A 15,403-nucleotide genomic window follows, 5' to 3' on the forward strand; every position below is an offset into this window, starting at 1 on the left:
CCGGATGCATGGTCTGCACCGGCGGGAAGTGCCACGGCTCCTACCTTGGGGTCCGTGGCACTTTTCTGTTCGCGTACCGTAGGGAATCCCGGGCGAAGCGCCACTGCGGAACCATAGCTTTGAGAGGCGTTTTACATGACTGGAGCCATGGTTGATGTCGTTCTGCCGTGTTTGAATGAGCGCGGCGCCCTCCCATGGGTGCTGTCCCGCCTGCCGGAAGGGTACCGGGCCATCGTGGTCGATAACGGCTCCACGGACGGTTCCGCCGAGCTCGCCGCGAGTCTGGGCGCCCTCGTGATTCATGAGGGCCGCCAGGGGTTTGGCGCAGCCGCCCATGCCGGCCTGCTCGCAGCGACTGCGGAGTTCGTCGCGTTCTGCGATTGCGACGGCTCACTCGACCCGGCGCAGTTGCCGGGGCTGGTCGCCCCGGTCGTTAGCGGCACGGCAGATCTGGTGCTGGGCAGCCGCCAGCCGCAGCGCGGCTCCTGGCCCCTGCATGCCCGGATCGCCAACGTCGTCTTGGCCTGGCGGCTCCGGCGCCTGACCGGGGAACGAGTGACCGATCTTGGACCGATGCGGGCAGCACGACGCGTTGGGTTGCTGTCCCTCGGGCTCGAGGACCGGCGCAGCGGCTACCCGCTGGAGATGTTCCTGAAGGCAAGCCTGCGCCAGTGGAGGATCCTGGAGATGCCCGTCCCCTATGCCCCCCGCACCGGCAAGTCCAAGGTGACCGGAACGGTGCGCGGAACGGTGACGGCTGTCCGGGATATGTCCGCCCAACTCAAGGCTGCCGCGGCGGCTGCATCTTCCGGACCGGTCCGGAAGACTCCCGGCAGCGAATGACTGTTATGAGCAAGAGCTTGAATCTGACAGTGGCGGTCATCGCCAAGGAGTGCCTGCCGGGCCGCGTCAAGACCCGGCTGAGCCCTCCGCTGAGCCCCGAAGGGGCCGCCGCCCTGGCCCAGTTGAGCCTCAGCCGGACCCTGGATACAGTCCGGATCCTCCCGGTGCGGAACCGGGTGCTGGTCATGGACGGAACACCGGCGGCGGCAGACGCTGAAGGCTTCACCGTCGTACCGCAGGCCACCGGAGGGCTGGATGAACGGCTCGCCGCCATCTGCGACGCGGCCACCGGTCCGCTGCTCATCATCGGCATGGACACCCCGCAGTTCTCCGCTGACCACCTGGCGCCGCTCCTTCACGACTGGTCCACGGCCGCTCCAGGTCATGACGCTTGGATCGGCCCGGCCACGGACGGCGGGTTCTGGGCCCTCGCGCTGCGCCGCCCCGACGGGGCGTTAATCCGGGGAGTGCCGATGTCGACGGACACGACCGGGGCGAAGCAGCTCGCCCGCCTGCTAGCTCAGGGCTTCAGCGTCGGGACGCTGGCGGAACTGGCGGATATGGATTACTTCAGCGATGCGCTCGACATAGCCGCCGCCATACCGGGAACGGACTTCGCGCACGCGGTCCAGGACGCCGCCCATGGCATGCAGGGCTCACTACTCGTCACCGGCGTCCTGCCGTGACGGCCACCGGAGTGGCATCAGCCGCCCACTTCGGCCAGGGCCACACGGAACCCTATGCCAGGGCGCTGGCGGACGGATCCGGCACCCTGACGCTTCGTCCGGACATCAAACATGCGGCAGAACCGGTGGACTTCGACGTCCAAAGTTGGTGTGGGGAAGCAAACCCGCTCGAGCGTTCGCTCCTGCAGAGCCTTCAGGGTCCGGTCCTGGACATCGGCTGCGGCCCGGGCAGGCTTCTGGCTGCCGCCCAGCGGATGGGCCTTCCGGCGCTGGGGATCGACACGAGTGCGGAGGCGGTCCGCCGGGCGCGCGCCCGCGGTGCCCGGGCGCTGGAACAATCGGTGTTCGCTCCGGTACCCCATGCCGGTCTTTGGCAATCAATCATTCTGCTCGACGGCAACATCGGCATCGGTGGCAGCATCACGTCCCTGCTGCGCCGCTGCGGCCAGCTCATCGCCCCGCACGGGACTCTCCTGGTTGAAGTGGAGGCCGACGAGGACCTGGACACCGTCTACTCCGCCGTGCTGGAGGACTCGAACGGAAACCAGAGCGAACCGTTCCGCTGGGCACGGACGGGAAGCGTGGGTCTCACGTCCCGGGCGCAGCGTAGCGCATGGACCGTAGCCTCCGTTCAACGGGTACAGGGCCGCGTCTTTTGCCGGCTCTCCCCCGGCACCGGGCCAGTCAGGACCGCAGCGTGACCGTCGCTATCCCTTCGCCGCCGGCGGACAGCGCGCAACGCCCCACCCTCAGACTGGCCGCCGCGCTGACGGCGCTGGTCCTGGTTCTCGCGGGCTTGATGTGGTGGATGGTGGTCCCCCACAATCCCTTCGAATCTGCACCGATTGTCGGCACCTTCCTGTCCTGGGGCGCACTCATCGGGGCAGTCAGTCTCCTCCGGCGCATCCCCAGACGCCGCGTGGGTGCCATCCTCATCGCGGGCACCGTGCTGCTCGGCCTGGTCGCCGTGAGCGCGCCGCCGCGGACCAGCAACGATTCCGCCCGGTACGCCTGGGACGGGATCGTCCAAAAGGCGGGGATCTCCCCCTACTCGTATGTGCCCGTCGATGAGACCCTCGCCGAGCTTCGGCCCGGGTGGCTGTTCGCCTCCGGTGCCACCGGCGACGCGGGCAGGCCCGTGTGCGCCAAGGACTTGTTCGGGACGGAATCTGTCGCGGCCTTCGGCTACCCGTCGGGAAATCCGTTGTGCACGGCCATCAACCGCCCGCACGTGCCCACCATCTATCCGCCCACTGCAGAGATCTACTTCTTGGGGGTGCGGGCCGCCATCCCTGACTCGGCCGGATACCTTCCCTTCCAGCTCGGAGGCCTGCTCATCAGCGTGGCCGTGACGCTGATGCTGCTCGGTGCCCTGGCCCAGCGAGGCCTGCCCCTTCACCTCGCCGCAGTCTGGGGCTGGAGCCCGTTCGTGCAGCTGGAAGCCGTGAACAACGCCCATGTTGATCTGCTCGGCGGCGCCCTGATCCTGGCCGCCGGAATGCTGTTGACCGGAGGCAAGCCGCTGCGCTCCGGGATGGTGTTCGGGGCTGCCGTCGCGACTAAGCTCATTCCGGTCATCGCCGCCCCCGCTCTGTTGTTCCGGCGCCCGGCCCGGTTCATCGCCGCAGCGCTGGCCACATTCGCACTCCTTTACGTGCCCTACCTGGCCGCTGCCGGGGCCGGAGTCCTGGGCTTCCTCCCCGGCTACCTCAAGGAGGAGGGCTACAGCCAGAGCGGCGGCACCCGCTTCGGGCTGGCGCAACTCCTCTCCACCGGCCCCTGGCCCCCGGTGCTCAGCGCCGCGGCGCTGGCAGTCATTGCGCTCACTGTGATGCGGCGGACCCGACCCGGGAATCTCTGGGAGCAGCAGACCGTCATGATCGGGCTGACGCTGCTGATCATCAGCCCGAATTACCCCTGGTACGCGCTCATGCTTTTGCCGTTCATTGTCCTGAGCCGGCGCTGGGAATACGTCGCCGTCATCCTAGCCCTGGACATTATTTACATGCTTCCCCTCAAGGAGCCCTTCAGCCTTCCGCTGCATCAAGCCGCCCTGTTTCTCGCGGCCGTCGCCGTCTCCGCCGGTTTCTGGTGGCGGCGCCGCAAAGGACTTCAGCTGGCGGCCCTCGCCGGCCTCGAGTCCCCGACGCCGGTTGTTGCTGCGGCAACCCAGTGACCGGCAACCCAGTGACCGGCAACCCCTCCCCCACACCACGCTCCCCCGAATGGCAGGATTGCACCATGGACACAGCACTCACCGGGACGCCGCAGGCGCGCATCGGCATCATCGGCGGGTCCGGGACCTACCAACTCCCCGGAGCGGCGGTCCTGGCCGCCGTCCACGTTGACACCCCGTACGGGCCGCCGTCTGGTCCCGTGACTCTTGCCGACGTCGCCGGACGGACCGTGGCCTTCCTCCCCCGCCACGGCGGAGGACATTCACTTCCGCCCCAGAAAATCAACTACCGCGCCAACTTGTGGGCCCTGAAGAGCCTCGGCGTCGAGGCCATCCTCTCCTCCTCGGCCGTGGGCGGCCTGCGGGAGGGCTTCGGCCGCGACACGTTCGTGGTGACAGACCAGCTCATCGACCGCACCTGGGGACGAGCGGACACCTTCTTCGACGGGACCGTCGTCGACGGCGTCCCGCCCGCCGGTGTCCAGCACCTGCCGGCCTCAGAACCTTTCTGCCCCACCCTGCGTGCGCACGTAGCTGCCGCCCTCGCCAGCCACAACATTGCCTACGTCCCGCAGGGAACGGTGGTCGTGATCAACGGACCACGGTTCTCCACGAAGGCCGAGTCCGCCTGGTATGTCACCGGCGGCGCTGACATCATCAGCATGACCCAGTACCCCGAACCCCTGCTCGCCGCCGAGCTCAACATGGGATTCGCCAATCTGGCGTTCATCACCGATTCCGACACCGGGCACGACGGCTCGGAACCGGTAACCGCCGACGCCGTCTTCGCCCGGCTGAAGAAGGCCCAGCACAGTGTCCTGGCCGTTCTTGAAGCGACCGTCGCCGCCATCAGTGAGGACTACCGCGCCCGGACGCTGATGGATCAGGAAGCGGTGCGCCGGATCATGGCACTCCCGGCTGTCCGGGAAATGGCCGACGCCGGATGAAACTCCTCATCACCGGAGGTGCCGGGTTCATCGGGTCCCACATCGTCGACGCCGCCCTCGCCAAGGGCTGGTCCGTGCGGGTCCTCGACTCGTTGGACCCCCGACTTCATCCCGCGCCGCCCGTCTTCGACCCGCAGGTGGAACTCGTCACCGGGGATGTCACGGACCCGGCCACGGTCGATTCGGTAGTACAGGGTGTCGATACAGTCTGCCACCAGAGTGCGAAGGTCGGACTGGGTGTCAGCTTCGCCGACGCACCGGACTACATCCACAACAACGACTACGCCACGGCCGTCCTGCTGGCCGCCATGGAACGCCACAGCATCACCCGGCTCGTCCTGGCCTCCTCGATGGTGGTCTACGGCGAGGGCGCCTACGCCGATCCCCGGACAGGGCTTCCCGTCCGGCCCGGTCCCCGCGCCGAGGCTGACCTGCGCGCCGGTATCTACGATCCCCGCGACCCGGCATCCGGGGCAGTCCTTGTCCCCGCCATGGTCACCGAGGACGCCGCCCTGGATCCCCGCAACGTCTATGCCGCCTCGAAATTGAGCCAGGAACATCTGGCCGCCTCGTGGGCCCGGAGCACCGGCGGCTCGGCCGTCGCTCTTCGCTATCACAACGTCTATGGTCCAAGGATGCCCAGGGACACGCCATACGCAGGAGTCGCGTCCTTGTTCCGTTCCGCGCTGGCCCGTGGCGAGGCACCACGCGTGTTCGAAGACGGCGGCCAACGGCGCAGCTTCATCCATGTCCGGGATGTCGCCGCGGCGAACATCGCCGCCACGGAGTCACTCTCCGGCGCCGGCACACCGGGTTTCCGGGCCTACAATGTCGGTGCAGACGAGGTACGGACGATCGGTGACGTCGCTACGGCGTTGAGCACCTTCAGCGCAGGTCCTGCGCCGGTAGTGACCGGCGAGTACCGGCTCGGCGACGTCCGCCACATCACAGCGTCTTCGGCACTGATCAAGGCCGAACTTGGCTGGGCCCCGGAAGTGGGATTTGCGCAAGGCATGCGGGAGTTTGCCACCGCTCCCCTGCGCGGCGAACCCGCCTGACCAGGACAGGCAGGCGAAAAAGGGGCCCTGAACGCCGGCTGAGGCAAACGTCCGCAGCAGGGACCCGGACCTCCCCAAGGTCCGGTAATCAGCCGGTGTCTGTGGTCAGGGACGTATGGTCCTTGCCAAGCGGGCCCGACGTTCCAAAAAGAAGATGGCGGCGGCGGCGGCCAGGGCCAGGACTACCCAGAACCACACAAGGTTCACGGCGTAATCGGCCTCCAGGACCGTGGCGGATTGCGCCACGGACTGGGCCTTTAAGAGGATCCCCGCCAGCAGGGTCACCACGGCACCGGTGAGCAGGGCACCGCGCAGGACGGCCGCGGACGGGGATTGGAGTTTCGCACCTGCCCGGGTCAGGCCCGCCCCGGCAAGCGTGGAGAGCGGCACAATGACGCCGTCGTGGATGAGGATGGCAACGGCCATCCATGTCAGCAGGCCGATCAGCTGCGACGGACCCAGTTGCGTGGGCAGCCCCAGCATCCCGTAGACGAGCATGGCCACGCCCGCGACCCCGAGCGCTCCCCGGGCGGCTTTGACCGTCAAGGACGTTTTCACAGGACCTCCACGCTGTGCAACCACTTGGTCTGCAGCACTCCGGGACGGCCGGGGGCGATGATTCGGGCCGGGTAGCCATGGTCCAAATCTAAGACCGAACCGTTGAGTTCCAGGGCCACCAGCGTCTTCTCGTCCCGGGTGTACTCAGCCGGCATGTTCATCGTGCGGTAAGCGCCTTCCGGCTCCAGGCTGGTGAACCGGAGTTCAGAACCCGCGGGAGCGCCAACAACGGCGATCAGGTCCTGGACGCGGACGCCCCGCCACGTAGCCATCTGGCTCCATCCTTCAACGCACGCGATCGGCAGTTCGTGGCTGTGCTGGGGCATCGCCCGGAGCTCCTCCAGGGTGAAAGACAGGCTGGAAGACCCTGAGCGCACCATAAGCACCCAGGTCGGGGACTTCGCCAGTTTGGTCACTTTGGCATCGGCTGCGGTCCGGTTCACCGGCACACCTTGGGGACCGGTCCCCATCTTGCGCGGGGCGAACAGGCTGGCCGGTGCCAGCCAGGAGAACGACTGTCCTGCCGTCGTCACGACGACAACTCCGGTCGCGGCTGCGACAGCCGCCAAAAACCCCCGCCGGGACCAGCGGCCGGGATCCGTTGCCGCGGCGTCGGATGAGGGATCGACGCCGGAAGTATCGGGGTCCTTCGCGGCCGGCCGGCCGACCGCGAGACCCTTTGGCGATCGCCGACGCCAGTGAGCGGCAATGGCGGGGAGTTTGACGGCAACGTGCAGCAGGAGCGAGCCCCAGATCACCCACGCCAGCCAGTAGTGGGTTTCGCGAAACGGAAACGGCCACGGATACCACTTGTAGGTATTGATCAGGCCCGTGGTCAGCTGCAGCAGCGACGAGGCAATGAACAGGGCAATGGAGGCCCGCTCAAGGCCATGCACGAAGGACTTAACCGGCGGCCACGTCAGCAGTTCCGGGTATACCGACCAAAGCTTCGCCAGCAGCAGCGGAATCGCGGCGATACCGGCCGTCACGTGCAGTCCCTGGGTGAGCTGGTAGATCCACACAGGACTGGTGGGAAAGAACATCCACGACGGCGGATTTTGAAGTCCATGGCTGAAAAGCCCGGTGAAAAAACAGATAGTGAAAGTGATCCCGAGCCAGCGGCCCAGGACAACAGTCAGACGTGTGCTCCGCGTCGGCGAGGCAAACTTCGCCGCCAATGCCTCGGTGATCTTCTGCCCGTCAAGCTTTTGCATGTCTGGATCACTTCACAATTCCGTGGCCGCCAGGGACCACTCTAACCGCCAAACCGAGAAGCCACGGACCCCCAAGGTCCGTGGCGTTCTCGGCTATTCCTGGTGGGTGTTATTTGGTGTTGACGGTGATCTTGGCGATGCCGACGAGCATGTCGGCTTTCACGGCGTCGGTGTTGAAGGTTTTGTTCAGCAGGCCGGCGGCGGTGTCGGAGATCAGCACGCGGGTGCCTTCCAGGACCGCGGTGTCACCGGCGGCCTGCAGGGGCTTCAGGGTGGAGCCGTCGAGGTTGAAGATGTAAGCCTGCTTCACGGCCGTCTCACCGTTGACCGCGACGTCACCGTAGAGCTTGGAAGTCCCCGGATCGATCGTGAAGTTGGTCAGGTCCACCTTCGTGTCCCCGGCGGTGAGGGAGAACCCGGAATCGGCGTGGCTGATCAGGCCCTGAACGAACGGGCGGTAGTCCTTGGCAGGGTCGTAGTAATCGACCTTGCCGCCGGTGATCGGGAAAATCAGCGAACCGTCGGTCAGTTCGGCGGTCCCGACCGTGCCCGGAGTCAGCTTCAACGTCTCCAGGGCCTTCGCGAAGGACGCATCAAGCTTCACCGCAGTGGACACACCGGTCAGCGCCGGGATCGAGGCCAGCGGCTCCGGCTTCTCAGCCGCAGCCGACGAGGACGCCGAGGCCGAGGTGGCCGGGGCGGTGGACGCGGTGTTGGCCGGGCTGCAGGCGGCCAGGGAGAACATGAGTGAACCGGCAGCGGCAACGCCGAGGAAAGTCTTGAGAGATGTACGCATGGCAGTACTCCTTGAAAGGGTTGAGTGGATGGTCCCGGTCCCGCGGCCGTGCAATACGGCCTGACACTTTCCAGCGGGTCCGGCTTGATCTGTCAGGAGTACTTCGGGAACACCCCCGCCCCGGATGGGTCACCCCGGAACCGACACCAACCCGTTACACAACCACAAACAGAGACCAGGAAGGCAGGCACCGATATTCTTCGCTGGTGGCGTCGACCCGCAACCCTGGCAACGGCTTGTTTAGCAGGGTGTCAAACCCCGGTTTTTGTGGAGACGTTTTTAGTTGGATATTGAGAGCAGCTCCTGTGCGGAGCCGGGGGTCCACACCCGTCTGCCCATGCCCAGCATCCACGCCACAACATGGACCCGACCGCACCCACCCCGGCTCAGTCGCTTCAGAACTTGTCGGCCAAGGGCACGGGGAGGACACTGCACCGCATCATCGAGATCCTTGAAAATCGCGACAACCTCACGCACCGGGCGATGCTGCAGCTCATCTCTGAGGTGGTGGGGCAGGACCAGCCTGGCCGGTGAACTGCGGCCGGCCGGCCGTACGACCGCCAGCGCTTAGGCCGCGAGTCAGACCCTTCGCGCCCGGGTCTTGACCTCATGGATTGGTTCCCAGCGGGCCAGGAGGCCTGCACTGCCGAGCCGGCAGAGGAACGCTTTATTAGGCGCAGCGCCGAACAGAAGCCCTCCGGTGCGCTAAAGTCGGCGCGCCCTATTTCTACCAGCGCGGCATTTCTACCAGTACGGCGGAACGGGCACACCCGGGGATTCGACTGATCCGGCCTGGTGCAGAACGCGTTCGCCGCGGCCGGAAAACACCTGCCCCGCACGGCGTCCCAGCAGTTCGCCCAGGCACCCCTGCATGTTCCGCTCTCCCAGGCCCAGCCCGGGGACCTGCTGGTCCGGGGCTCGGCACCGGGTTTCTACCATGTGGCGATCTACCTCGGCGGCGGACGTGTGGTCCTGGCGCTGAACGAGGACGCGGGAATTACCGTGACAGACCTTGCTGCGATGTCAGGAATGCAACTTCACCCCGTAGCCGCCCGCTACTGAGCGGCCCCGGCAATGCGAGGCCGGAGACAGCACGGCCGGTGACCGCTTTTAGGAGAGCACGTCCTTGGTGATGAACCTGCCGTAGGCGAGCGCACCGAACACGGCGACGTAGCCGCCCTGCAGCAGCGCATTGGTGAGGAAGGAATCCCACGCAATGGGCTGGCGGAGCAGGTCCGCGAAGTCCAGCCAGTAATGGCTGAACAGCCACGGGTGCAGCCATTCCAGCTGCGGCAGCGCATCCAGCACCTGCGAGACCACCGAGAGCACCACCGTGGACGCCATCGCACCCACGGGGACGTCGGTAAGGGTGGACATAAAGAGCCCGATCGCCGACAGGCCCATCAGCGACACAGCAAGATAGGCGGCAATCAACAGCAGCCGCTGCAGTGCCTCCGCTGCCCCGATGGAGTCCCCGGAGAGCAGCGTGACCGGCCCCACGGGGAAGAGTGCCGCACCGATGCCGGCCCCGACCAGCGCCACCACGAGCGGCGCCGCAACAGCGAAGGCCACGGCCCCGGCGTATTTCACCAGCAGCAGCCGGATCCGGCCCGCGGGCGCCACCAGCAGATAGCGCAGGGTTCCCAGCCCGGCCTCTCCGGCCACCGTATCGCCCGCCACCACCCCCACCGTCAGCGGCAGGAACAGCGGGACGGATACCAGCATGGCGGTCACGCCGACGAACAAACCGTTCTGCGAAATCCGGTCCAGGAACGCCGGTCCCCGGCCGGGCGGGACCGCGGAGGACAACCGCACCGCCACAGCGATCAGGATCGGAATCGCCGCCAGCGCGCACAGCATGGCCCAGGTCCGGCGGCGGCGGAAGAGCACACCGAGCTCGGATGCAAGCAGCCCACGGCCCCACTGCCTCCGCGGCGTTGATGCTGACGCGGCCGCGGGACGTCCACCGGGGCCGTCCCGGCGGCCGTCACCCGCCGGGGCTGTTTCGCTGGGACTGGATTCTTTACTGGACAACGTCGAAGCCCTCCCCCGTCAGTGCCACGAAGCGTTCCTCCAGGCTGACCTGTTCGGTGGCGAAGCCCCGGACCCGGACGCCGGCCGCCACCAGGGCGGACACGACCGCTTCCGGGGCCACGGCTCCGTTCCCTGCCACCGCCGGAAGGGGAGCGTAGAGCACCGCGCCGGTGCTGCCGGGGATTTCACTGCTGGAACCTGTGCTGCCCGACGCTGAACGGCCTGGCACCCCGGCGGCACCCGGCCCTGCTGGCCCCGGCCCGGCGACGGCCGCGGTCAGGCCCAACCGGGCGAGCACCTCGGCCGCGGTCCCCGCGTCGGGCGTTAGAACCCGGATCCGCGCCTGACCGCCCTGGCGCAGCTCCGCGAGGGTTCCCTGCGCCACCAGCCGGCCAGCACTCATGATGGCCGCGTGCGTGCAGATCTGTTCCACCTCGGCCAGCAGGTGGCTGGAGACCAACACGGTGGCGCCGTCGGCCGCGAGTGAGCGGACCAGGCTGCGGACCTCCCGGGTCCCCTGCGGATCCAGCCCGTTCGTGGGCTCGTCCAGGATCAGGAGGTCGCGGGGTGCCAGCAGGGCGTTGGCGATGCCGAGCCTCTGCTTCATGCCCAGCGAATAGGCCCGGACCTTCTTGTCCGCGGCATGCGTCAGGCCCACCCGCTCCAGCGCCGACTGGACCCGCGACTTCCGCGTGGCGGCGGGAACATGCGGGTCGGCGGCATCTAAGCGGTGCAGGTTGGCCGCACCGGAGAGGAAAGGATAAAACGCCGGTCCCTCGACCAGGGCACCCACGCGGGGCAGCACCGAGTGCAGGTGCCGCGGTATCTCCTCGCCGAGGAGCCGGACAGAGCCACCCGTGGCCGCAGCGAGCCCGAGCATGAGCCGGATCGTGGTGGTCTTCCCTGAGCCGTTGGGACCCAGGAAGCCGAAGACCGAGCCCGTCGGCACGGCCAGATCAACACTGTCAACGGCCAGCTGGTGCCCGAAGCGCTTGCTGAGACCAGTGGTCTCGATGCTCAATTCCGTCGCCGGCGCGGCAGCCGTCACGCGGTGGTCACCGGGTGGTTCACCGCACCGCGGCCGCGGCCTGCAGCCGCTCCAACGGCACGGAACCGACGAGGATGCGCCCGTCGTCGAGGATCAGCACATTCACCAGCGATGTCGACACGAGACGCCCGCCCGGAACGGCAACCGCGGCCTGCTCCAGCAGGGCGGCGGCGCCGGACCGGGTTCCTTCCGGATCGGAGGGCGTGGGCTGCAGGGGATTGGCAGTCGCAGGGTCAGAGGGCCCGGCCTGGCCCGGCAGCGCCATTGCTCCCGCCGGGAACTCGAGCACCGAGGCCCAACCCGTGCCTGTGACGGTGGGCCGCTTCGCGGCCTTCGCCGCGGCAGCATCCGACGGCGGCATGGCGGCGGCCTTGTGGTCCGGCACTGGGATTTCCTCCACAGTGGCCCCGGGCGGCGGGGTGAAGTTGAAAATGGCGGAATCCGGGGCCTCCAGCGAGAGGCTCGTGAAGGCGACGCTGAAAGCCGGCTCGGCCTGTCCCTGCGCCTTCACTTCGACGCCGAGCGGAAGTCCGCTTTCGCCGTCGACCGCGATGGCGACCGAATCCACCAGGGTGGAATCCGCGGTCGGGGTCAGCATCAGATTGTAGGCTGCCCGCCCGGCGACCTGGACATCCGGTCCGACGGTCACCTCCGTGCTCGCGTCGAGTTTGGCGAGCAACTTGTCGGCCAGCTCCTCGGGGGTCGCTACGGTTCCGGGCCGGGATTCGTGGCGGCTCCCAGCATCGGCAGGAAGTTGCGCGTGGGCGGCCGTGTTGTCCTTGGAATTGTAGAACCAGAGCTCGTCACCATTCCGGACCGCGTTCCGTTCCGCCATCCGGTCCATGATCTGTACCCGGGCTTTTTCAGGCCCGTCCAGGTAGACGCGGGCGGTGTGAGGTCCGGTCAGCAGCTCCAGCCAGGCCATCTCCGCGGAGCCCGCACCGGACCCGGACCTCGGAAGTTCCGGCAGGCCGATCTCGGAGCTTTGTTCCAGCGTCCCGGACAGGGCTTTTTCGCCATGCTGGGCGACCATGAGCAACACCTGCTGCGGGGTCTTCTCCGGCAGCGGGTCTCCGGCGCTCGCGGGAAGGGATCCGGACAGGACGCCTGCCGCGATCACGGCAGGGACTACAACAGCGGGCATCCAACGCAACCATTTGCGGGTCATCGCGACCGCGCTCCAACCTTGCAGCTCATGATTCAACACTACGCCCGGAAGTGGCCCGTTTCACCTTTGCCCGGCAGATTAGTCCGGGCGGCCGCCGGGCTCGACGGTGCCGGCGGCGCCGTCGAGCGTGACGCTCTGGCCGGTGATGATCCGCGAGGTGGCCTCCGGAACCCCGACCACTGCGGGAATCCCGTACTCCCGGGCGACGACGGCGCCGTGTGAGTTGGGACCACCCATTTCCATCACCAGTCCGCCGGCGGTCAGGAACAGCGGCGTCCAGCCCGGGTCCGTGGATGGGGCCACGAGGATCTCGCCGGGCTCCAGATGCGCGCCCTGTGGTTCCAGGATGACGCGTGCCGCGGCGGTAACCGTGCCCGCCGACGCCGGAGTGCCCGTCAGTACTCCCGCAGATCCCCCCTCCGCCCTGGCGGCCTGCAACGCCTCAGGTTCTGTCCCGTCCGAGAGCAGCACCCGCGGGATGTGCCGGCGGCCCAGTTCCTGGGCGTACGCTTCGCGGCGCTCCTCCGCGACGCGGTGCAGGTGCCTTCCCGCAAGGCCCTCGCGGACCTCGACCAGGTCCAGGAAGAAGACGTCGTCCGCTTCAGTGATGCTCCCTGTGGCCGCGAGTTCCGTCCCGATCGCCCGGAGTTGCCCGCGCACCGCGCCCAGGGCCTCGACGATGTGGTACTTCGGCAGTTCCCGCAGCCCGGCAAACATCCTGGTGCGTTTCAACGCCGCCCGCACCAGTGCTGCGCGCAGCCTTCCCCGCTCCCGCGCGGCGGCGGCGAGCCGTTCCACCTGGGACTCAGCGTCACGTGCCGCCTTGCTGAACAGCCGGTCCGGGGCCTGGCCGGGATCCTTTAGCCGCAGGTAGTTGGCAAGGACTCCGAGGATATGGGTCGGATCGTCGGACCACCGCGGCATTCCCAGGTCTATTTCCGCCACCGCACGGTGCCCGTACCGGCCCAGGAAGTTAGCGATCCCGGACTGCACGACGGCGGGCAGTTCGCGGGCCCGGTAGCGGCGGACCAGCCCCGGCACCCCTGTTTCATCGAACACGGCGCCCTCGAACACCGCGGCGGATCCGGCGTCGGCCCGGATGGCGGAGGCGAGCTGCCAGAGGGCCAGGTCCATTTCGGTGGTCACGTTGTGGGGAAGACCCCGCAGCACCGGCTGCAGTGCCCCCGGGCCGGCGCCGGGCCCCAGCAGCCTGCCGGCGGCCGCCAGCAGGGCAAAGCCCACGGCGGGCAGCGGCAGGATGTTGGGTACCACCGGGAAGAGCTCCTGCCCGAGGATGCGCTCCACGTGGTCCAGCCGCTGCACCGGGGTGGACCCGGCCGGTACGACGAGGGCGGCCCTGAACCGTTCGCCGAACCGTTCAACGCGGCGCAGAGCGGCCTCGGGCCGGAACACGGCGCGGAGCAGCGCCTCCGGGACTCTGGCCCGCGCCGCCACGGGGCCGGCATGCCGAAGCACCCGCCAGGGAGACCTGCTGGTGACCGAAAAGCGGGGGTCCGCGAACAGCCGCCGGAGCACTGCCGCGGAGCGGGCCTCCATAACGTCGAACACCCGCGGCACGATGGCCTGTCCAAGGGCGCTGCGCACCACCGGGGTCAGGTCGACGAACATGCGTTGGCCGGCCTGGACGTACGGCGGCGGCCCGTCGTGCGGTACAGGGACTTCGAACTGCGCGGCCCGTGCCACGGACGAGGCAATCAGCCGGAAGCCTGCCAGCCCCATCGGGGTCAGCGGGCGGGTCAGGCCCTGTGCCAGGCTGAAGCACAGGTAGACGCGGGTCCCGTCCCGGCTTCGAGGCAGCTCCGGCAGCGGGTAGAGGGTGGTGATGGGCCGCGATTGCGTCAGCCATGCCACCCCGCCGCCGTCAATGGCCCATTCGAGGTCCTGCGGGGCGCCAAAGTGCACTTCCGCGCGCCGGCCAAGGCGCTCCAGCGCCAGGATCTGGGCATCCACCAGGCAGGGCTGCGACCCGGAACCCGACTGGTCGATGCGTTCGGTCCCGCCGCCCGGCAGCGGCCGGATGGCCACCCCCTTGCTACCGGTCCGGCGCTCCAGAATTCTGCCCGTGGCGCTGTCGACGACGAAGTGGTCCGGGTTGACTGCCCCGGACACCACCGCTTCGCCGAGCCCGGGGCTGGCATCGATGACTGCTTCATGCCGCCGTCCGGTCACCGGATTCGCGGTGAACAGGACTCCGGCCACGGCCGCGTCCACCATCTGCTGGACCACCACGGCGAGCGTCACCGTTGAGGGGCTGATCCCGTGGGTGGCGCGGTAGCTCACGGCGCGGTCCGTCCAGAGCGATGCCCAGCACTGCCGGACGGCGGCCAGGACCGCCTCGGCGCCCACGACATTCAGGAAGGTGTCCTGCTGGCCGGCGAAGCTGGCGAACGGCAGGTCCTCGGCGGTGGCGGACGAGCGCACCGCCACCGGGGCGTTCGCGCCCAACGCCGCGTAGGCGGCCCGGACGGCCTCGGCAATGTCGGCAGGGACGTCGGTGGCCAGGACCTGCGCCCGGGCGGCGGCGGCCAGACGGGCGAGCGCCGGAAGGTCATCCGGGGCGGTCGCTGCCAGCTCAGCGTGGATCACCTCGAGCCCGGCGGGCGCAGTGGTACGCCGGTAGGCCTGGGTGGTCAGGCAGAACCCCGCGGGAACCGGCAGCCCGGCGCGCCGTAATTCACCAAGGTTGGCCGCTTTGCCGCCGACGTCGGGCAGCAGCCCGGCGCCGGCCAGCTCCAGTGCAAGCACCAGCCCGGGCTGCGGTTCCTGCCGCGGCTCACCACGGCCGGGGAGCTGGTCCACGTGCGGGTCCCCCCTTCACCGAGGAAGCTTTCCGTCCCGGGCCCGGGTCCGCTCC

At 68.4% G+C, this 15,403-nt stretch carries 15 protein-coding genes; 8 read left to right on the top strand and 7 right to left on the bottom strand.

The features are described from left to right. Positions 1-135 precede the first annotated feature (135 nt). The 6 genes from ABIB29_RS11405 (at position 136) to ABIB29_RS11430 (ending at position 5,710) form a co-directional block, all read left to right on the top strand. Entirely contained in the window at positions 136-843 is a 708-nt protein-coding gene (locus ABIB29_RS11405) for a glycosyltransferase family 2 protein (protein ID WP_354172828.1), read from the top strand. Positions 844-848: 5 nt separating this feature from the next. Then, positions 849-1,529: a TIGR04282 family arsenosugar biosynthesis glycosyltransferase gene (locus ABIB29_RS11410; protein WP_354172830.1), complete on the top strand. Its 681-nt coding sequence runs from the start codon at positions 849-851 to the stop codon at positions 1,527-1,529. Further along, positions 1,526-2,230 (top strand): methyltransferase domain-containing protein, encoded by a 705-nt coding sequence (locus tag ABIB29_RS11415; RefSeq protein ID WP_354172832.1) that lies wholly within the window; start codon positions 1,526-1,528, stop codon positions 2,228-2,230. The genes ABIB29_RS11410 and ABIB29_RS11415 overlap by 4 nt, the downstream gene beginning before the upstream one ends. Further along, positions 2,227-3,705, top strand: a complete 1,479-nt coding sequence (locus ABIB29_RS11420) for a glycosyltransferase family 87 protein (RefSeq protein ID WP_354172834.1) — start codon at positions 2,227-2,229, stop codon at positions 3,703-3,705. The genes ABIB29_RS11415 and ABIB29_RS11420 overlap by 4 nt, the downstream gene beginning before the upstream one ends. A 65-nt stretch (positions 3,706-3,770) precedes the next feature. Further along, complete coding sequence (locus tag ABIB29_RS11425) at positions 3,771-4,652, top strand: MTAP family purine nucleoside phosphorylase (protein WP_354172836.1); 882 nt, start codon at positions 3,771-3,773, stop codon at positions 4,650-4,652. Then, positions 4,649-5,710 (top strand): NAD-dependent epimerase/dehydratase family protein, encoded by a 1,062-nt coding sequence (locus ABIB29_RS11430; protein ID WP_354172838.1) that lies wholly within the window; start codon positions 4,649-4,651, stop codon positions 5,708-5,710. Before ABIB29_RS11425 ends, ABIB29_RS11430 begins: the two co-directional genes overlap by 4 nt. 105 nt (positions 5,711-5,815) lie before the next feature. On the opposite strand, the gene ABIB29_RS11435 is transcribed toward ABIB29_RS11430, so the two are convergent. The 3 genes from ABIB29_RS11435 to ABIB29_RS11445 all read right to left on the bottom strand — a co-directional run bounded on the left by ABIB29_RS11435 (position 5,816) and on the right by ABIB29_RS11445 (position 8,278). Beyond that, positions 5,816-6,268, bottom strand: a complete 453-nt coding sequence (locus ABIB29_RS11435; protein ID WP_354172840.1) for a hypothetical protein — start codon at positions 6,266-6,268, stop codon at positions 5,816-5,818. Beyond that, complete coding sequence (locus ABIB29_RS11440; protein ID WP_354172842.1) at positions 6,265-7,482, bottom strand: molybdopterin-dependent oxidoreductase; 1,218 nt, start codon at positions 7,480-7,482, stop codon at positions 6,265-6,267. The genes ABIB29_RS11435 and ABIB29_RS11440 overlap by 4 nt, the downstream gene beginning before the upstream one ends. Before the next feature lie 109 nt (positions 7,483-7,591). Further along, the gene (locus tag ABIB29_RS11445; RefSeq protein ID WP_354172843.1) at positions 7,592-8,278 is read right to left on the bottom strand and encodes a hypothetical protein; all 687 of its coding nucleotides are present in this window, start codon (positions 8,276-8,278) and stop codon (positions 7,592-7,594) included. Between the two features lie 360 nt (positions 8,279-8,638). On the opposite strand from ABIB29_RS11445, the gene ABIB29_RS11450 reads away from it, so the two are divergent. Continuing rightward, positions 8,639-8,812, top strand: a complete 174-nt coding sequence (locus tag ABIB29_RS11450; RefSeq protein ID WP_354172845.1) for a hypothetical protein — start codon at positions 8,639-8,641, stop codon at positions 8,810-8,812. 261 nt (positions 8,813-9,073) lie between these two features. Beyond that, positions 9,074-9,340 carry a C40 family peptidase gene (locus tag ABIB29_RS11455; RefSeq protein ID WP_354172847.1) on the top strand — a complete coding sequence of 89 codons (267 nt, stop codon included), beginning with the start codon at positions 9,074-9,076 and terminating at the stop codon, positions 9,338-9,340. A 48-nt stretch (positions 9,341-9,388) separates the two neighbouring features. On the opposite strand, the gene ABIB29_RS11460 is transcribed toward ABIB29_RS11455, so the two are convergent. The 4 genes from ABIB29_RS11460 to ABIB29_RS11475 form a co-directional block, all read right to left on the bottom strand. After that, positions 9,389-10,189: an ABC transporter permease gene (locus ABIB29_RS11460; protein ID WP_354172905.1), complete on the bottom strand. Its 801-nt coding sequence runs from the start codon at positions 10,187-10,189 to the stop codon at positions 9,389-9,391. Positions 10,190-10,301: 112 nt separating this feature from the next. Then, a complete protein-coding gene (locus ABIB29_RS11465) occupies positions 10,302-11,333 on the bottom strand; it encodes an ABC transporter ATP-binding protein (RefSeq protein ID WP_354172849.1) in 1,032 nt (343 codons plus the stop codon). 46 nt (positions 11,334-11,379) lie between these two features. Continuing rightward, the gene (locus tag ABIB29_RS11470) at positions 11,380-12,504 is read right to left on the bottom strand and encodes a LolA family protein (RefSeq protein WP_354172851.1); all 1,125 of its coding nucleotides are present in this window, start codon (positions 12,502-12,504) and stop codon (positions 11,380-11,382) included. 102 nt (positions 12,505-12,606) lie between these two features. After that, positions 12,607-15,348: a PEP/pyruvate-binding domain-containing protein gene (locus tag ABIB29_RS11475; protein ID WP_354172853.1), complete on the bottom strand. Its 2,742-nt coding sequence runs from the start codon at positions 15,346-15,348 to the stop codon at positions 12,607-12,609. Between the last annotated feature and the right edge of the window lie 55 nt (positions 15,349-15,403).

The organism is Arthrobacter sp. UYEF36 (assembly GCF_040547025.1).
GTDB lineage: Bacteria > Actinomycetota > Actinomycetes > Actinomycetales > Micrococcaceae > Arthrobacter.

Coding starts and splice junctions, on each gene's coding strand:
- ABIB29_RS11440 (WP_354172842.1), bottom strand. CDS start 7,482: ATGCAAAAGCTTGACGGGCAGAAGATCACCGAGGCATTGGCGGCGAAG.
- ABIB29_RS11470 (WP_354172851.1), bottom strand. CDS start 12,504: ATGCCCGCTGTTGTAGTCCCTGCCGTGATCGCGGCAGGCGTCCTGTCC.
- ABIB29_RS11405 (WP_354172828.1), top strand. CDS start 136: ATGACTGGAGCCATGGTTGATGTCGTTCTGCCGTGTTTGAATGAGCGC.
- ABIB29_RS11410 (WP_354172830.1), top strand. CDS start 849: ATGAGCAAGAGCTTGAATCTGACAGTGGCGGTCATCGCCAAGGAGTGC.
- ABIB29_RS11430 (WP_354172838.1), top strand. CDS start 4,649: ATGAAACTCCTCATCACCGGAGGTGCCGGGTTCATCGGGTCCCACATC.
- ABIB29_RS11450 (WP_354172845.1), top strand. CDS start 8,639: ATGGACCCGACCGCACCCACCCCGGCTCAGTCGCTTCAGAACTTGTCG.
- ABIB29_RS11445 (WP_354172843.1), bottom strand. CDS start 8,278: ATGCGTACATCTCTCAAGACTTTCCTCGGCGTTGCCGCTGCCGGTTCA.
- ABIB29_RS11425 (WP_354172836.1), top strand. CDS start 3,771: ATGGACACAGCACTCACCGGGACGCCGCAGGCGCGCATCGGCATCATC.